At 72.1% G+C, this 15,671-nt stretch carries 15 protein-coding genes, 2 tRNA genes and 1 pseudogene; 11 read left to right on the top strand and 7 right to left on the bottom strand.

Going from position 1 to position 15,671, the window contains the following annotated elements; genetic code table 11:
- The first annotated feature begins 4 nt into the window (after positions 1 to 4).
- From AC0VY3_RS28440 to AC0VY3_RS28430, 3 genes are all read left to right on the top strand, one after another.
- Positions 5 to 78, top strand: a tRNA-Met gene (locus tag AC0VY3_RS28440).
- A gap of 225 nt (positions 79 to 303) precedes the next feature.
- Positions 304 to 2,406, top strand: coding sequence for a tetratricopeptide repeat protein (locus tag AC0VY3_RS28435; protein WP_475550903.1), 2,103 nt, complete (start codon positions 304 to 306; stop codon positions 2,404 to 2,406).
- Between the two features lie 144 nt (positions 2,407 to 2,550).
- Positions 2,551 to 2,624: transfer RNA gene (locus tag AC0VY3_RS28430), tRNA-Met, on the top strand.
- 107 nt (positions 2,625 to 2,731) lie between these two features.
- Here AC0VY3_RS28430 and AC0VY3_RS28425 read toward each other — a convergent pair.
- Positions 2,732 to 3,151, bottom strand: coding sequence for a Fur family transcriptional regulator (locus AC0VY3_RS28425; protein WP_103510554.1), 420 nt, complete (start codon positions 3,149 to 3,151; stop codon positions 2,732 to 2,734).
- 189 nt (positions 3,152 to 3,340) lie between these two features.
- Between AC0VY3_RS28425 and AC0VY3_RS28420 the strand changes: the two genes are divergently transcribed.
- A complete protein-coding gene (locus AC0VY3_RS28420; RefSeq protein ID WP_475550902.1) occupies positions 3,341 to 4,792 on the top strand; it encodes a catalase in 1,452 nt (483 codons plus the stop codon).
- A 79-nt stretch (positions 4,793 to 4,871) separates the two neighbouring features.
- Here the strand turns inward: AC0VY3_RS28420 and AC0VY3_RS28415 are convergent, their stop codons facing one another.
- Both AC0VY3_RS28415 and hisN read right to left on the bottom strand, forming a co-directional pair.
- Positions 4,872 to 5,273: a CBS domain-containing protein gene (locus AC0VY3_RS28415; protein WP_030087235.1), complete on the bottom strand. Its 402-nt coding sequence runs from the start codon at positions 5,271 to 5,273 to the stop codon at positions 4,872 to 4,874.
- A gap of 136 nt (positions 5,274 to 5,409) precedes the next feature.
- On the bottom strand, positions 5,410 to 6,210 hold the full coding sequence (gene hisN, locus AC0VY3_RS28410) for a histidinol-phosphatase (protein WP_103510552.1): 801 nt from the start codon (positions 6,208 to 6,210) through the stop codon (positions 5,410 to 5,412).
- Between the two features lie 124 nt (positions 6,211 to 6,334).
- Here hisN and AC0VY3_RS28405 point away from each other — a divergent pair.
- Positions 6,335 to 6,436: pseudogene (locus AC0VY3_RS28405) on the top strand (TetR/AcrR family transcriptional regulator); the annotation flags it as partial.
- 510 nt (positions 6,437 to 6,946) lie between these two features.
- Here the strand turns inward: AC0VY3_RS28405 and AC0VY3_RS28400 are convergent.
- The 4 genes from AC0VY3_RS28400 to AC0VY3_RS28385 all read right to left on the bottom strand — a co-directional run bounded on the left by AC0VY3_RS28400 (position 6,947) and on the right by AC0VY3_RS28385 (position 10,604).
- Positions 6,947 to 7,270 carry a DMT family transporter gene (locus AC0VY3_RS28400; protein WP_030580547.1) on the bottom strand — a complete coding sequence of 108 codons (324 nt, stop codon included), beginning with the start codon at positions 7,268 to 7,270 and terminating at the stop codon, positions 6,947 to 6,949.
- Between the two features lie 145 nt (positions 7,271 to 7,415).
- The gene (rsgA, locus tag AC0VY3_RS28395) at positions 7,416 to 8,432 is read right to left on the bottom strand and encodes a ribosome small subunit-dependent GTPase A (RefSeq protein WP_103510551.1); all 1,017 of its coding nucleotides are present in this window, start codon (positions 8,430 to 8,432) and stop codon (positions 7,416 to 7,418) included.
- A gap of 3 nt (positions 8,433 to 8,435) precedes the next feature.
- Positions 8,436 to 9,788 (bottom strand): 3-phosphoshikimate 1-carboxyvinyltransferase, encoded by a 1,353-nt coding sequence (aroA, locus tag AC0VY3_RS28390; protein WP_103510557.1) that lies wholly within the window; start codon positions 9,786 to 9,788, stop codon positions 8,436 to 8,438.
- Positions 9,789 to 9,890: 102 nt separating this feature from the next.
- Complete coding sequence (locus tag AC0VY3_RS28385; protein WP_030087216.1) at positions 9,891 to 10,604, bottom strand: M50 family metallopeptidase; 714 nt, start codon at positions 10,602 to 10,604, stop codon at positions 9,891 to 9,893.
- 52 nt (positions 10,605 to 10,656) lie between these two features.
- Between AC0VY3_RS28385 and AC0VY3_RS28380 the strand changes: the two genes are divergently transcribed.
- The 6 genes from AC0VY3_RS28380 to def all read left to right on the top strand — a co-directional run bounded on the left by AC0VY3_RS28380 (position 10,657) and on the right by def (position 15,571).
- A complete protein-coding gene (locus AC0VY3_RS28380; protein ID WP_475550901.1) occupies positions 10,657 to 11,472 on the top strand; it encodes an SOS response-associated peptidase in 816 nt (271 codons plus the stop codon).
- Positions 11,473 to 11,528: 56 nt separating this feature from the next.
- Positions 11,529 to 12,170: an alpha/beta hydrolase family protein gene (locus AC0VY3_RS28375; protein WP_475550900.1), complete on the top strand. Its 642-nt coding sequence runs from the start codon at positions 11,529 to 11,531 to the stop codon at positions 12,168 to 12,170.
- Between the two features lie 312 nt (positions 12,171 to 12,482).
- The gene (locus tag AC0VY3_RS28370) at positions 12,483 to 13,139 is read left to right on the top strand and encodes a sigma-70 family RNA polymerase sigma factor (RefSeq protein ID WP_010061546.1); all 657 of its coding nucleotides are present in this window, start codon (positions 12,483 to 12,485) and stop codon (positions 13,137 to 13,139) included.
- A complete protein-coding gene (rsrA, locus tag AC0VY3_RS28365) occupies positions 13,136 to 13,456 on the top strand; it encodes a mycothiol system anti-sigma-R factor (protein ID WP_030087211.1) in 321 nt (106 codons plus the stop codon). The genes AC0VY3_RS28370 and rsrA overlap by 4 nt, the downstream gene beginning before the upstream one ends.
- A gap of 406 nt (positions 13,457 to 13,862) precedes the next feature.
- Positions 13,863 to 14,858 carry a tetratricopeptide repeat protein gene (locus AC0VY3_RS28360; RefSeq protein ID WP_030087209.1) on the top strand — a complete coding sequence of 332 codons (996 nt, stop codon included), beginning with the start codon at positions 13,863 to 13,865 and terminating at the stop codon, positions 14,856 to 14,858.
- A gap of 74 nt (positions 14,859 to 14,932) precedes the next feature.
- Positions 14,933 to 15,571, top strand: coding sequence for a peptide deformylase (gene def / locus AC0VY3_RS28355; RefSeq protein ID WP_218524801.1), 639 nt, complete (start codon positions 14,933 to 14,935; stop codon positions 15,569 to 15,571).
- Positions 15,572 to 15,671: the final 100 nt, after the last annotated feature.

Here is a 15,671-nt window from a genome sequence, read left to right as displayed (position 1 = left end):
ACGACGCGGGGTGGAGCAGCTCGGTAGCTCGCTGGGCTCATAACCCAGAGGTCGCAGGTTCAAATCCTGTCCCCGCTACTGAAAAGACGAAGGCCCGGATCCCAAGGGATCCGGGCCTTCGTCATGTCTGTCGTGGGTGAGGCCGTGTCGATCCCAAGCTCTGGGCGTGAAGTGCGGTTCGCTGGGCAGCAGTTGCCTCCAGGCGTGTTTGACTTGTCTCCCTGTGGGCATGTCGACAAAACGCTGTAGTGACCTCACTGGCCGCGATATACCAGGTGTACGCGGGTTACAGGTGGTGCGACGATGGTATTTATGGGGGACAGGGCAACTCTGTTGGAGACAGGGCGGTTTGTGCAGCAGCGCGGCCAAGATGCGGAAAGCGCGGTAGACGCGGCTTTCGCCGCTGCCATCGCCGGGACGGGCGCACCGGTCCAGCGGACCGGCGCCACCGACCCGAGCCCTGCCGCGAGCATCTCCGACGAGGACACCACGGACGCGGTCGACGCCGCGGACAGCGCCGAGAGTGAGGCGCGCCACCGGCGTGCCGCCGACGCGGGCGACACCGCGTCCATGAGCGTCCTGGGCGCGCTGCTGCTGCGCCGGGGCGAGCTGGACGGCGCCGAGCGGTATCTGCGCGCCGCCACCGCCGACGGGGACCGGGCCGCCGCGAACAACCTGGGCGTCCTGCTGCACCAGCGCGGCTACCCGGACGAGGCCGCGGGCTGGTGGCGCATCGCCGCCGTGGCCGGATCCGCCGCCGCCGCGCACGCGCTCGGCCGGCACTTCCGTGAGCGCGGCGACGAGCCCGGCGCGGAGTACTGGCTGCGCCAGTCCGCCGAGCAGGGCCACGCGCTGGGCGCGTACGCACTGGCCGACCTCCTGGAGCACCGCAGCGACGTCGGTGCCGAGCGCTGGCTGCGCGCCGCCGCCGAACAGGGCCACCGCGAGGCCGCCTACCGACTGGCCCGCACCCTGGAGCGGAAGGCTGTCGAGGACCCGCACGACGCCTTCGGCCTGGGCCGGAGCGCCGGTTCCGGACGAACCGGAACGGGCCTCGGCCTGCCCGCCGGCCCGCCCGTGCCCGCTCCCGACGCACGTGAGCCCGGCGCGCAGGAGTCCGGCGCCAAGGGCAGGGCCAAGGGCACGGCCAAGGGCGCGGCCGAGGGCGACGGTCCCGTGGCGGGTCCCGCCGCGGGCCGGGTCGGCGAGGCCGAGCAGTGGTACCGCCAGGCCGCCGCCCGTGGCCACCGGCGGGCCGCCCTGCACCTCGGCGCGATCCTGGAGCAGCGCGGCGAGCTCAAGGAGGCCGGACGCTGGTATCTCACCTCCGCCAAGGACGGCGAGCCGCGCGCCGCGTGCGCGCTGGGCTTCCTGCTGCGCGACGCCGGTGACGAGGAGAGCGCCGCCGTGTGGTGGCTGCGCGCAGCCCAGGACGGTGACGGCAACGCCGCCAACGCGCTCGGCGCGCTGCACGCCGCACGCGGTGAGCAGCAGACCGCCGAGCGCTGGTACCGGGCCGCCATGGACGCCGGTGACGTCAACGGCGCGTACAACCTCGGGCTGCTCTGCGCCGCCCAGGACCGTGTCCCGCAGGCCGAGCAGTGGTACCGCCGTGCCGCGTACGCCGGACACCGCGAGGCCGCCAACGCGCTCGCCGTGCTGCTGCTCCAGGCGGGCGACCACACCGGGGCCGAGCCCTGGTTCTCCAAGGCGGCCGAGGCGGGCAGCGTCGACGCGGCCTTCAACCTCGGCATCCTGCACGCCGGTCGCGACGAGGACCGTACGGCGCTGGGCTGGTACGAGCGCGCCGCGGCGGCCGGGCACACCGACGCGGCGCTCCAGGTCGGCATGGCCCTGCTGCGGGACGGCGACGACCGCGAGGCCGAGCGGCATCTGCGCTGTGCCGCGGGCGGCGGCAGCGCCGAGGCCGCGTTCCGGCTGGCCGGAGTGCTGGACGCGCGCCAGCCGCCGCCGGGGCCGCCCGCACTGGGCGAGCCGATGCCGGAGAAGACCGAGTGCGAGGAGTGGTACGAGCGGGCCGCCCAGCAGGGTCACCGCCGTGCCCAGGTCCGGGTCGGCATGCTCGCGGCGGCGCGCGGGGACGTGGAGAGCGCCGCCCACTGGTACCGGGAGGCGGCCGAGGCGGGCAGCCGCAACGGGGCGTTCAACCTCGGCCTGCTGCTGGCCCGCGAGGGCAGTGAGCGCGAGGCGGCCCTGTGGTGGACCCGTGCGGCCGGCGCCGGACACGGCCGGGCCGCGCTGCGCCTGGCGCTTCTCGCCGCCCGGCGGGGCGAGCTCACCGAGGGGCAGCGCTGGTGCGCGCGGGCGGTGGAGCTGGGCCCCGCCGAGGTGGCCGAGCGGGCCGCGAGGCTGCGCGAGGCGCTGCACCAGGAGCTGACCGCGTAACACCGCGACGGGCCGGACGCCGGCCACGGCCGCCGGTCACAGCCGCCCCGGACGTCGGCCCCGGCCCCGGGGCGCCGGGCCGCCGGGGCCGACGTGAATGAATTTGCGCCGTTCGACCCGCTGGCGTAATGTTGCATTCACCGACGCGGGGTGGAGCAGCTCGGTAGCTCGCTGGGCTCATAACCCAGAGGTCGCAGGTTCAAATCCTGTCCCCGCTACTGAAGACGAGGGCCCGGATCTCATCGAGATCCGGGCCCTCGTCATGTCCGGTGACTGCGAAGCCGGGCCCGCCTGTTCGACAGGCGGGCCCGGCTTCGCAGTGGGCTCAGGCGGTGGCGGCGCAGTTCGGGCAGATGCCGCGGTACGTCACCTCGACGCCGGAGACCGTGAAGCCGTAGCGCTCGTCCGCCGGCAGGTCCGCGAGCGGGTTGCCCGCCGGGTGCACGTCCCTGATGGCGCCGCACCGCGCGCACACCAGGTGGTGGTGCGGGCGGTGCGCGTTCGGGTCATAGCGTTTGGCCCGGCGGTCGGTGGAGACCTCCAGCACCTCGCCGAGCGACACCATCTCGCCGAGGGTGTTGTAGACGGTGGCGCGCGAGATCTCGGGCAGCCGGGAAACGGCCCTCGCGTGGACCTCGTCCGCCGTCAGGTGTACGTGGTCCCCGTCGAGGACCTCGGCCACGACACGCCGCTGCGCCGTCATGCGCCAGCCACGTCCACGAAGTCGTTCCAGCAGGTCGCTCATGCAGCCCAGCCTAACAGTGGAGGGATTCGAGTCCCGATCGAGTGTGACTTTGGATGCTTACTTGACTTAGACAATGTCCATTGTAGGATCGGCACCGGCATACGCCAAGGGACAGGCTGTGCGGAACATCGGCCCGGCGAACCAGGCCGGTCGATCACCGAAGTGCAGGACATGACGCAGGAGGCGCACGTGACGCAGGGACCGCTCACCACGGAGGCCGGGGCTCCGGTCGCCGACAACCAGAACAGTGAGACCGCGGGCGCCGGCGGTCCGGTCCTCGTCCAGGACCAGGCGCTGCTGGAGAAGCTCGCCCACTTCAACCGTGAGCGCATTCCGGAGCGCATCGTGCACGCCCGCGGCGCCGGCGCGTACGGCACGTTCACGCTGACCCGCGACGTCTCGCGGTGGACCCGGGCGAAGTTCCTCTCCGAGGTCGGCAAGCAGACCGAGACGTTCCTGCGCTTCTCCACGGTGGCGGGCAACCTCGGCTCCGCCGACGCCGTGCGCGACCCCCGCGGCTTCGCGCTGAAGTTCTACACCGAAGAGGGCAACTACGACCTCGTCGGCAACAACACCCCGGTGTTCTTCATCAAGGACGCCATCAAGTTCCCCGACTTCATCCACACCCAGAAGCGCGACCCGTACACCGGCTCGCAGGAGGCGGACAACGTCTGGGACTTCTGGGGTCTGTCGCCCGAGTCGACGCACCAGGTGACCTGGCTCTTCGGCGACCGCGGCATTCCCGCCACGCTGCGCCACATGAACGGGTACGGCTCGCACACCTACCAGTGGAACAACGAGGCCGGCGAGGTCTTCTGGGTCAAGTACCACTTCAAGACCGACCAGGGCATCAAGAACCTCACCCAGGACGAGGCCAACAAGCTCGCCGGTGAGGACCCCGACAGCCACCAGCGCGATCTGCGCGAGGCGATCGAACGCGGTGACTTCCCGTCCTGGACGGTGCAGGTCCAGATCATGCCCGCGGCGGACGCGGCCGGCTACCGCTTCAACCCGTTCGACCTCACCAAGGTGTGGCCGCACGCGGACTACCCGCCGATCGAGATCGGCAAGCTGGAGCTCAACCGCAACCCGGACAACATCTTCGCCGAGGTCGAGCAGTCGATCTTCAGCCCCGCGCACTTCGTGCCGGGCATCGGCCCGTCCCCGGACAAGATGCTCCAGGGCCGCCTCTTCGCGTACGGTGACGCCCACCGCTACCGAGTCGGCATCAACGCCGACCACCTGCCGGTGAACCGCCCGCACGCCACCGAGGCGCGGACCAACAGCCGGGACGGCTTCCTCTACGACGGCCGTCACAAGGGCGCCAAGAACTACGAGCCGAACAGCTTCGGCGGCCCCTTCCAGACCGACCGGCCGCTGTGGCAGCCGCTCCCGGTCACCGGTGCCACCGGCAACACCGAGGCTCCCTCCCACGCCGAGGACAACGACTTCGTGCAGGCGGGCGACCTCTACCGGCTCCTCTCCGAGGACGAGAAGGTCCGGCTGATCGAGAACCTCGCCGGGTTCATCGCCAAGGTCTCGCGCGACGACATCGCCGAGCGCGCGATCAACAACTTCCGCCAGGCGGACGGCGACTTCGGCAAGCGGCTGGAAACCGCGGTCCAGGCCCTTCGCGGCTGACCGGACGCCTGTCGTCGACGGTGGGCCGGATCCTCTGACGGGGGTCCGGCCCACCGGTCGTTCCGGCCCCCGGCGGGCCTCAGCCGGCGGCCGCGACCGTACGGCGGCGGGCGGGCGCCCAGCAGCGGATGATGTCGCGCACCGAGACGATGCCCACCGGGCCGTCGCCGTCCAGCACGATCAGGTGCCGGAACCCACCGTGCGTCATGGCCTCGGCGGCCTCCTCCAGGGTCCAGGCCGGGGCGGCGAACACCACGTCGGTGGTGGTGTGGGCGGACGCGGTCTCCCGGTCGGGGTCCAGCCCCGATCCGACCGCGTCGAGGATGTCGCGCTCGGTGATGATGCCGAGCCCGCAGGTGTCCGGGTCGTGGACGACAGCTGCCCCGATGCGGCGGGCCGACATCAGCCGGGCCGCCTGGCGGAGCGTATGGGTGGGGCCGATGGTGAGGACCACCGTGCTCATGGCATCACGGACGAGCATGAATCGAGCCACCTCCTCGGTGAGCCGACTCTGTGAGTCGGTTCACAAGTTCACAAGTGGGGGGACTCTCAGAGTTGCACCCTCGGGGCGGGTCGACAAGGGGTGGGTGGGCGCGCGCCGGGGGAGTGCGCGTAGCTCAGTAGCGCTGGTTGAGATAGCCCAGCAGTTCGTCGTGGAGCGGCCCGTTCGAGGCCGCCGCGTTTCCGCCGCCCGGTCCGTCCACCCCGTCCAGCGAGGTGAACCGGCCGCCCGCCTCCTGCACGATGATCGCGGTCGCCGCCATGTCCCACAGCGACAGCTCGGGCTCCGCGCAGATGTCCACGGAACCCTCCGCGACCATCATGTACGGCCAGAAGTCCCCGTACCCCCGCGTCCGCCAGCAGGCCCGGGTGAGGTCCAGGAGGCCGTCGAGGCGGCCCTGCTCCTCCCAGCCGGACAGCGAGGAGAACGCGAACGAGGCGTCGGCGATCCGCGCCACCTTCGACACCTGCATCCGGGTCGCGGAGGTGAGGCTGCGGCCGGTGAACGCGCCCGCGCCCTTCGCCGCCCACCAGCGCCGGCTCAGCGCGGGCGCGGAGACCACGCCCATCACCGGCTGGAAGCCGTCCTCGCCGGCCTCCATCAGCGAGATCAGCGTGGCCCACACCGGCACCCCGCGCACATAGTTCTTGGTCCCGTCGATCGGGTCGATCACCCAGCGCCGCGGTCCGCTGCCCTCGATCCCGTACTCCTCGCCCAGGATCGCGTCCCTCGGGCGGGCCCGATGCAGGTGGCCCCGGATCAGCTCCTCGGCGGCCTTGTCCGCCTCGCTCACCGGCGTCATGTCCGGCTTGGTCTCCACCTTCAGGTCGAGAGCCTTGAACCGGTCCATCGTCGCCGCGTCGGCGGCGTCCGCCAGTACGTGGGCCAGGCGCAGATCATCGTGGTAGTCGGGCATGCCGTCACAGTATCCAGCGCCGCGGGCCGCGGGCTACAGCGCCCCTGCCGCCGCCCGGAACCCTTGACAGCCCCCGGGAGCGCGTCAACTCTGAACCGCAGGATCCGGGGCGGGGGAGGCGACGATGCCGACAGCGCGGCAGGCCCTGCTGGACGCCGCCCTCCGGGCGCTGGACGGCGGGCCCTGGTGCGCCGTGCGCATGGTCGACGTCGCCGCCCTGGCGGGTGTCTCGCGGCAGACCCTCCACAACGAGTTCGGCACCAAGGACGGACTGGCCGAGGCCCTGCTGCGACGGGCCGCCGACGGCTATCTCGCCGGGGTGGACCGCGCCCTGAACGCCCCAGCGCCCGACCGTCCGGCCGCCGTCGCGCTCTGGACCGTACGGGCCGCCCGCCGGGACGCGCTGGTCAAGGCGCTGCTCACCGGGCACTGGGCGGAGGGGCTGCCCCGCCCGGAGCGCCGGCCGGGCTCCCGGGGGCGTACGGCCGCCGTACGACCGCCGCCGACCCCCGGGGAACTGCTCACGCTGGTACGGGACCGGATGGCGGCCGCGACGCCCGGTGCCGCCGACGGGCGCGGCGAGATCGCGTTACGCCTCGCGCTGTCCTGTGTGATCGTCCCGGTGCCGGGCGACGACGCCGCGGACAGCCGCGCGCTCCGCCTCGTACGGGAGGCGTCGCGGCCGGTGGTCCAGGGGGCGGTGCTCAAGGACCGGTGGTCCGGAGCCCCGCGGGTCTCAGTGCGCGGAGCCCGACAGCTGGAGGCCGATCACACCGATGATCACCAGCGAGATCGACACCAGCTTCAGCGTGGAGACCACATCGCCGAGGAAGACCATGCCGTAGATCGCGGTCCCGGCCGCCCCGATCCCGGTCCACACCGCGTACGCCGGACCGACGTCCAGCTTCCGCAGCGCCAGGGTCAGCAGACCGAAGCTGCCGAGGGCGAACGCGGCGAACGCGATCGTCGGCCAGAGCCGGGTGAATCCGTGGGAGAGCTTCAGACACACGGCGAAGCCGGTCTCCAGCAGTCCTGCGACCACGACCAGCAGCCACGCCATCGTCAGTTGCCTCCCGCATAGGTGACGGCTTCGTCCCGCTCGGTGCGATTATGCCTTTACCAGTCGTTGAAGCTCGCAAACGTGTCCGCGTGGCCGGAACCGAATCCGGCCGGATGGTGTCGCCGCCGGCCGCCCTCGCGCCGTTTCAGTCGCCCTCGCGCCGTTCCCGGGTCGCGAGGAGCCGGCGCAGCGAGTCCAGTCGCGCCGGGTCGGCATGGCCTTCCGCCACCCAGGCGTCCAGCGCGCACTCGGGCTGGTCCTCGTCGTGCGTGCAGCCGCGCGGGCAGTTCTCGGTGCCCGGCTCCAGGTCCGGGAAGGCGTGGATGACACGCGACGGGTCGACGTGGTGCAGCCCGAAGGACCGCACGCCCGGGGTGTCGACGACCCAGCCCCGGTCGCCGGGCAGCGGCAGCGCGAGGGCCGAGGTGGTGGTGTGCCGGCCCCGGCCGGTGACCGCGTTGACGATGCCCGTGGTCCGCCGCCGGTCCTTCGGCACCAGGGCGTTGACCAGCGTCGTCTTGCCGACCCCGGAGTGCCCGACGAAAGCGGTGACCCGGCCGTTGAGGAAGGTGCGCACCTGGTCGGCCGCGTCCCCGTTCTCCAGCTCCTCGCGGCTGGTCACGATGTACGGGACGCCGAGCGGGGTGTACGCCTCCAGCAGCTTGTCCGGCGAGGCCAGGTCGGACTTGGTCAGCACCAGCAGCGGGGTCAGCCCGCCGTCGTACGCCGCCACCAGACAGCGGTCGATCATGCGCGGGCGCGGCTCCGGGTCGGCCAGCGCGGTGACGATCGCCAGCTGGTCCGCGTTCGCGACGACCACGCGCTCGTACGGATCGTCGTCGTCCGCGGTGCGGCGCAGCACCGTACGGCGCGGGGCGATGCGCACGATCCGGGCCAGCGTGTCCTTCTCGCCGGAGAGATCGCCGACGATGGAGACGGTGTCGCCCACCACGGCGGCCTTGCGGCCCAGCTCGCGGGCCTTCATGGCCACCACGGTCCGGCCCTCGACGAGGCAGGTGAGCCGGCCCCGGTCGACGGTGAGGACCATGCCGTCCTCGGCGTCCTCGTGCTTGGGCCGGATGTGCGTACGCGGCCGGTTGCCCTTGCGGTTGGGGCGGACGCGGATGTCGTCCTCGTCGGGGTTCTTCCCGTAGCGGCGCATGTCCTAGGCCCCGAGCATTCCGGTCCACATGTCCGGGAAGTCCGGCAGGGTCTTGGCGGTCGTGCCCACGTTCTCGATCTCCACGCCCTTCACCGCCAGGCCGATGATCGCCCCGGCGGTGGCCATGCGGTGATCGTCGTACGTGTGGAAGACACCGCCGTGCAGCGGGCGCGGGCGGATGTGCAGCCCGTCGGCCGTCTCGGTGACGTCGCCGCCGAGCTCGTTGATCTCCTTGGTCAGCGCGGCCAGCCGGTCCGTCTCGTGCAGCCGCAGATGGGCGACGCCGCTCAGGGTGGAGGGGGAGTCGGCCAGCGCCGCGACCGCCGCGATGCCCGGGGTCAGCTCGCCGACCTCGCCGAGGTCCACGTCGATGCCGTGGATCCGGCCCGTACCCGTGAAGGTCAGACCGTGCTCGGTCAGCTCGCAGCTGCCGCCCATCGTGGTGAAGATCTCGCGCAGCGCGTCACCCGGCTGGGTGGTCCGCTCGGGCCAGTCGGGGATGGTGACCCGGCCGCCGGTCACCAGGGCCGCGGCCAGGAAGGGCTGGGCGTTGGACAGGTCCGGCTCGATCGTCAGGTCCCGGCCGAGCAGGGCGGAGGGCGAGACCCGCCAGACGTTCGGCTCGCCGCCCGTCTCCGGCTCGTCCACCTGGGCGCCGACGGCCCGCAGCATGTCGACGGTCATCCGGATGTGCGGCATCGAGGGGAGCGTGGATCCGGTGTGCCGGACCTCCACGCCCTGGTTGAAGCGCGGCCCCGACAGCAGCAGCGCCGACACGAACTGCGAGGAGGACGAGGCGTCGATCGACACCGGACCGCCCTCCAGCGCCCCGCCGCCGTGCACGGTCAGCGGGAGCGCCCCGCGCCCGTCGTCGTCGATCCGCGCGCCCAGCGCCCGCAGGCCCTCGATCACCCCGGTCAGCGGGCGCTCGTAGGACCGCGGGTCGCCGTCGAAGCGGATCGGGCCGTCGGCAAGCGTGGCGACGGGCGGCAGGAAGCGCATGACCGTGCCCGCGTTGCCGACGTCGACCGTGGCCGGGCCGTGCAGCCCGGCCGGAATGACGCGCCAGGCCTCGCCCGAGCTGTCCGGGGAGGCCGCTGCGGACGGGCTGCTCGCGGACGAGGAGGAGACGGTCTCCTCGATGCCGACGCCCATCGCGCGCAGCGCCTCGGCCATCAGCAGGGTGTCGCGGGAGCGCAGCGGGCGGCGCAGCCAGCCCGGCTCGGCGGCCAGCGAGGCCAGCACGAGCGCGCGGTTGGTGACCGATTTGGATCCGGGCACGGTGACGGTCGCGTCGACGGCTCCGCTCGCGTGGGGAGCGGGCCAGAGGGCAGGGTGCACGGAACTCTCGGTCATGGCCATCACTTTAGTGGCTTTACGCCGACCCGGATCCTGGCCAAAAGCGTGTGAACCGTCCCGTAACGAAGGAGTGGTACGGGCCGCGGCGACTCACCGGCCTCACCAGCCCAGCAGCCACCTGCCGCCGCCGATCAGCGAGCACAGCGACACCGCGTGGAAGAGGAACAGCCACAGCACCGCCGGGGCGTGCGTCAGCCGGGCCAGCTGGTCCGCGTCGGAGTCCGGGGCGCCGCCGTACCGCCGCTTCGACTGGAGCTCGAACGGCGGCCGCACCCCGCCCAGCAGCAGGAACCACACCACCACGTACGCGAACGCCGACTGCACGTCCGAGTCCGCCAGCCAGGACACCAGCAGGAACGTGGTGCCGGTCAGGATGACGGTGAGGGCCCCGTACACATTGCGGATCATCACCAGCATCACCGCGAGCAGCGCCGTCGCCACCCACAGCAGCAGGGTGATCCGGCCGTTGGTCAGCAGCCAGGCGCCGCCCAGCCCCAGCAGCGAGGGGGCCGTGTAGCCCGCCGCCGCCGTGAGGATCATCCCGATGCCCGTCGGCTTGCCGCGGCTCACCGTCAGCCCGCTGGTGTCCGAATGCAGCCGGATGCCGGACAGCTGCCGCCCGGTGAGCAGGGCCACCAGACCGTGACCGCCCTCGTGCGCGATGGTGATCGTGTTGCGCGCGAGCCGCCATATCGGGTTCGGCACGACGGCGATGAGCGCCAGGGCGGCCGTCACCACCACCAGCCACTGCTCGGGAGCGGACTGGGTTCCGGTGACGCGATCCCACAGATCGCCCAGTTCGGTGCTGTTCATCGTCGGGCGACTCCTTGCGGTGGAGGTGGGCGGTCGTGGCAGTCTGGCATCCATGTGCGGACGGTTTGCAGCCAGTCGGGCGCCCGAGGACCTGACCGGGCTCTTCGGTGTCGAGAAGTGGGAACCCACCGAGACCCTGGAGCCGGACTGGAACGTGGCGCCGACCAAAGAGGTCTACGCGGTTCTCGAGCGTCCTGTTAAGGACGCCGACGACCGGCGTCCGGTTCGCCAGCTGCGCGCCCTGAAATGGGGACTCGTGCCGTCCTGGTCGAAGACCCCCGAGGGCGCCGCCCGGATGATCAACGCCCGCGCGGAGACTGTGCACGAGAAGCCCTCCTTCCGCCGCGCCTTCGCCCAGCGCCGCTGCATCCTGCCCGCCGACGGCTACTACGAGTGGGTCACCGGCGCCGAGGAGCGGCAGCTGGAGGAGAGGAAGGGCAAGAAGCGGGCCCGGAAGCAGCCGTACTTCGTGACCCCGGCCGACGGATCGGTCTTCGCGATGGCCGGGCTCTACGAGTTCTGGCGCGATAAGACGCTGCCCGGCGACCACGAGAACGCCTGGTGGGTGACCTGCTCGGTGATCACCACCGAGGCCGAGACCACTCCGCTGGCCGTCGCCCCCGCCGAGGGTCCCGGCGCGCTCGCCGACATCCACCCCCGGATGCCGCTGATGCTCACCCCGGACCGCTGGGACGCCTGGCTGGACCCCTCGCGCACCGGCGAGGACGAGCTGCGGGCCTTGCTGGAGCCGCCGCCCGGCGGGCTGATGCGCGCCTATCCGGTCGCCACCGCCGTCAGCAACGTCCGCAACAACGGGCCCGAGCTGCTGGAGGAGCTGGCCGCGCCGGAGGAGTCCACGCTCTTCTGAGGCGTACGCGGAGGAGTCCACGCCGTTCTGGGGCGTACGCGGGGGAGGATGACGCGGTGAGCCGTCAACCACGTACCCAGAACGTCACCACCGACGCCGGTGAGGCCAGGATCACCTGGGTCCCCGCGTCCGCACCCCGCCTCGTGCTGGCCGTGAGCCACGGGGCGGGCGGCGGCATCGAGGCCCGCGATCTGCGGGCCCTCGCCGCCGGCCTGCCCGGACACGGTGTCACCGTCGCCCTGGTGGAGCAGCCCTGGCGGGTGGCCGGCAAGAAGGTGGCCCCCGCCCCGAAGACCCTGGACACCGGCTGGCGCGGTCTGTGGCCCGCCCTGACCGTTCCCGGGCTGCCCGTCGTCGCCGGGGGCCGCAGCGCCGGGGCCCGGGTCGCCTGCCGGACCGCCACCGAACTGGGAGCGGCGGCCGTCCTCGCCCTCAGCTTCCCGCTGCACCCGCCGGGCAAGCCGGAGAAGTCCCGCGCCGACGAACTGCTCGGCACCGGAGTGCCCACCCTGGTGGTGCAGGGCGGCAACGACCCCTTCGGCAGGCCCGACGAGTTCCCGCCCGGCTCGTACACGCTGGCCGAAGTACCCCACGGCGACCACGGGTTCGCGGTGCCGAAGAGGTCCGGTCTCACCGAGGAACAGGCGATGGGCATCCTCACGGAGGCGGTCACCGGGTGGCTTTCGTCACTCGGATGACCCAGTGCCCACCGGCCCGCACGGTCGTCGCACCCGTGTCACCGACCCCGGGAATGCGCCGCGCGGGGGCGCTGTTGTTCGGGACGTCGGTACAGATACGTCGTACGTGGAGAGGGAGTCCGTCGCATGGGTTCGACCATCTGCCCCAGCCGCTCGAACGCCGCTGACCTGGAGTGGACTGTGCTGTCTGCGGCGAAGACCACCTCCGAGCGGGCGAAGGGCGGCGCTGATCGACAGGCCGTCTCCAAGCAAGGTCGACTATTCTCCGAGGCGAGCGGGTCCGGTTTCGGCTCCGCCACATCGTTGGAGGAGGTGGGTCCGGTCACTGGGACCGACACAGGGACCGACGACGGCCGTGCACCGGAGACGCCGGCCGAGCGCAACGCGCGCTTCGAGCGCGACGCCCTCGGCTTTCTCGACCAGATGTACTCGGCCGCGCTGCGCATGACGCGCAATCCGGCCGATGCCGAGGACCTGGTGCAGGAGACCTACGCCAAGGCGTACGGCTCCTTCCACCAGTTCCGTGAGGGCACCAACCTCAAGGCGTGGATGTACCGCATCCTCACCAACACCTTCATCAACTCGTACCGCAAGAAGCAGCGGGAACCCCAGCGCAGCGCCGCCGAGGAGATCGAGGACTGGCAGCTGGCACGGGCCGAGTCGCACATGTCGACCGGTCTGCGCTCGGCGGAGTCCCAGGCACTCGACCATCTCCCGGACTCCGACGTGAAGTCGGCGCTCCAGGCGATTCCCGAGGAGTTCCGCATCGCCGTGTATCTCGCCGATGTCGAGGGCTTTGCCTACAAGGAGATCGCGGACATCATGGGGACTCCCATCGGTACGGTGATGTCCCGGCTGCACCGCGGCCGTCGCCAGCTGCGCGGCATGCTGGAGGACTACGCCCGTGAGCGCGGGCTCGTCGCGGCCGGTGCCGGTGACTCGGACGATCGGAAGGGCTCGGCCTCATGAGCTGCGGAGAGCCGCACGAGACGGATTGCTCGGAGGTCCTCGACCACCTCTACGAGTTTCTCGACCGGGAGATGCCCGAGGGCGACTGCACGAAGTTCGAGGTGCACTTCGAGGAGTGCTCCCCGTGCCTGGAGAAGTACGGCCTCGAACAGGCCGTGAAGAAGCTGGTCAAGCGCTGCTGCGGACAGGACGACGTCCCGACCGACCTGCGCTCCAAGGTGATGGGCCGGATCGATCTGATCCGGGCCGGTGAGACCGTGCCCGATCACGATGTGACGGCGCAGGGCCCTGACCGCTCGGCGACCGCCGCCGAATAGCCGTCCGGCAGTCCGGCCGCCCGCTCGTCCGCGCGGCTCACCGGGTCCGTAGTGGCCCGGTGAGCCGCGCAGTCGTCTCCGCCCCCGTACGCCGGCCTCCCTCCCCGGCGGGGCGCCGGTGCCGGCCCCTCGCCGCCAGGATCGTCAGGACGGTCGACGCATACGACGGCCCGCACGGGGCATGCGTGGGCGGGCCGCCCGGCACGCTGGAGCGGCCCGGGTCCGGCACCGGGCGCGACCACCGGCCGCAGGCGGCCGGGGACCTGGGACGCGTCCTCGCGCGGGGCGGTCTGACCCCGGCCGGAGCTGGGTAACCCATGGGTAATGAGCGGGCGTCCGGCTGGGCATGGTTGGATGCGAAAGCAGAGCGGATGACGAGGGTGTCCAGTCGGGACAGGCGGGAATCGTGAGGATCTTCGGGAAGGTACGGCATCGGCCGTCCGCCTCTTGGCGGCAGGCCACGGACCGCGCGTTCACGCTGATCGGCGACGGCCGGTACGAGGACGCGGGGGCGCTGCTGACGCGCGCGGCGGATCTGGAGCCCTGGCTCTCGGAGTCCTGGTTCAATCTGGCGCTGCTGCACAAGTTCCGGCACGACTGGGAGCAGGCGCGGGCCGCGGGTCTGCGGGCCGTCGCGCTGCTGGACCGCGAGTCCGGCGCCCCGGACTGGTGGAACGTGGGGATCGCGGCCACCGCGCTCCAGGACTGGCCGCTGGCGCGGCGGGCCTGGCAGGCGTACGGCCTGAAGGTGCCCGGCGGCGGCCAGCACAGCGCGGCCACCACCGAGCCGACCGGCATGGAGCTGGGCAGTGCCGCCGTGCGGCTCTCGCCGGAGGGCGAGGCCGAGGTGGTCTGGGGCCGCCGGCTCGACCCGGCCCGGATCGAGGTGCTCTCCATCCCGCTGCCGTCCTCCGGGCGGCGCTGGGGCGAGGTCGTCCTGCACGACGGGGTGCCCAACGGCGAGCGGGTCACCGCGGCCGGGCCCGCGTATCCGGTGTTCGACGAGATCGAGCTGTGGGCGCCCTCGCCGGTGCCGACCTGGGTGGTGCTGCTGGAGGCGGCCACCGAGGACGACCGGGACGCGCTGGAGAAGCTGGCCTCGGACGCCGGGTTCGCCGCCGAGGACTGGTCCTCCTCCGTACGGCTGCTGTGCCGGGCCTGTTCGGAGAGCCGGATGGACAGCGACGAGGGCGACGGCGAGCACCTGGACCCGCACGACCACAGCGAGCCGGGCCACCCGGGTCCGCTCGGCCACCGCACCGCGGGCGCCGGCGATCTGTGGGTGCCGGAGCGCGAGTGCGGTCTCGCGGCCCCCGCCGGGCTGGTGCGCGGGCTGCTGGACGGCTGGGTCGCCGACAGCCCGGACAGCCGCGAGTGGCGGGATCTCGAAGAAGTCTGCTGACCGCTGCCCGTAGGCTGTAGGCGCACCGGTCGCGGTGCGGTTCCCCAGGTTTTGCAGGAAGGCGTACGGCGGACATGTCGCAGCAGGAGACGGACGGGCGGATCGGCGTGGACGACGAGGGGTTCATCGTCGACACCGAGGACTGCGAGGAGCGCGAGGCGGCCTACCGCGCGCGCGGCACCTCGCGTCCGATCACGGTCGTGGGCAACCCGGTGCTGCACAAGGAGTGCAAGGACGTCACCGCGTTCGACGACGAGCTGGCGCAGCTGATCGACGACATGTTCGCCAGCCAGAAGACGGCCGAGGGCGTGGGGCTCGCGGCCAACCAGATCGGCGTGGACCTGAAGGTCTTCGTCTACGACTGCCCGGACGACGACGGCAAGCGCCACACCGGTGTCGTCTGCAACCCGGTCCTGGAGGAGCTGGCCCCCGAGATGCGGGTGCTCGACGACTCCAACGAGGGCTGCCTCTCGGTCCCGACCGCGTACGCCTCGCTCGCCCGCCCCGACTACGCGGTGGTGCGCGGGCAGGACGCCGAGGGCAACCCGATCCGGGTCAAGGGCACCGGCTACTTCGCGCGCTGCCTCCAGCACGAGACGGACCACCTGTACGGCTACCTCTACATCGACCGGCTCTCCAAGCGGGAGCGCAAGGACGCGCTGCGGCAGATGGAAGAGGGCACGCCGCGCTACGAGACCGTACCGAACAGCTGAGTTCGTCGCGGCAGGGGCTCGGCGCCGGTTCGTCCGCGCCGGGCCCCTGCCGCTTTTCCCGTGGCCTCTTGGCAGATAACTGCAGTTTCCCCAGGGGTAG

The sequence above is a fragment of the Streptomyces sp. iso_384 genome (assembly GCF_056172905.1).
This window is presented reverse-complemented; position numbering and strand designations above follow the sequence as displayed.

What these genes read in the sequence shown, in the direction of transcription:
- aroA (WP_103510557.1), bottom strand. Translation starts at nt 9,788, where the DNA reads ATGACCGAGAGTTCCGTGCACCCTGCCCTCTGGCCCGCTCCCCACGCG.
- rsgA (WP_103510551.1), bottom strand. Translation starts at nt 8,432, where the DNA reads ATGCGCCGCTACGGGAAGAACCCCGACGAGGACGACATCCGCGTCCGC.
- AC0VY3_RS28425 (WP_103510554.1), bottom strand. Translation starts at nt 3,151, where the DNA reads ATGAGCGACCTGCTGGAACGACTTCGTGGACGTGGCTGGCGCATGACG.
- def (WP_218524801.1), top strand. Translation starts at nt 14,933, where the DNA reads ATGTCGCAGCAGGAGACGGACGGGCGGATCGGCGTGGACGACGAGGGG.
- AC0VY3_RS28415 (WP_030087235.1), bottom strand. Translation starts at nt 5,273, where the DNA reads ATGCTCGTCCGTGATGCCATGAGCACGGTGGTCCTCACCATCGGCCCC.
- AC0VY3_RS28400 (WP_030580547.1), bottom strand. Translation starts at nt 7,270, where the DNA reads ATGGCGTGGCTGCTGGTCGTGGTCGCAGGACTGCTGGAGACCGGCTTC.
- hisN (WP_103510552.1), bottom strand. Translation starts at nt 6,210, where the DNA reads ATGCCCGACTACCACGATGATCTGCGCCTGGCCCACGTACTGGCGGAC.
- AC0VY3_RS28380 (WP_475550901.1), top strand. Translation starts at nt 10,657, where the DNA reads ATGTGCGGACGGTTTGCAGCCAGTCGGGCGCCCGAGGACCTGACCGGG.
- AC0VY3_RS28435 (WP_475550903.1), top strand. Translation starts at nt 304, where the DNA reads ATGGTATTTATGGGGGACAGGGCAACTCTGTTGGAGACAGGGCGGTTT.
- AC0VY3_RS28385 (WP_030087216.1), bottom strand. Translation starts at nt 10,604, where the DNA reads ATGAACAGCACCGAACTGGGCGATCTGTGGGATCGCGTCACCGGAACC.
- rsrA (WP_030087211.1), top strand. Translation starts at nt 13,136, where the DNA reads ATGAGCTGCGGAGAGCCGCACGAGACGGATTGCTCGGAGGTCCTCGAC.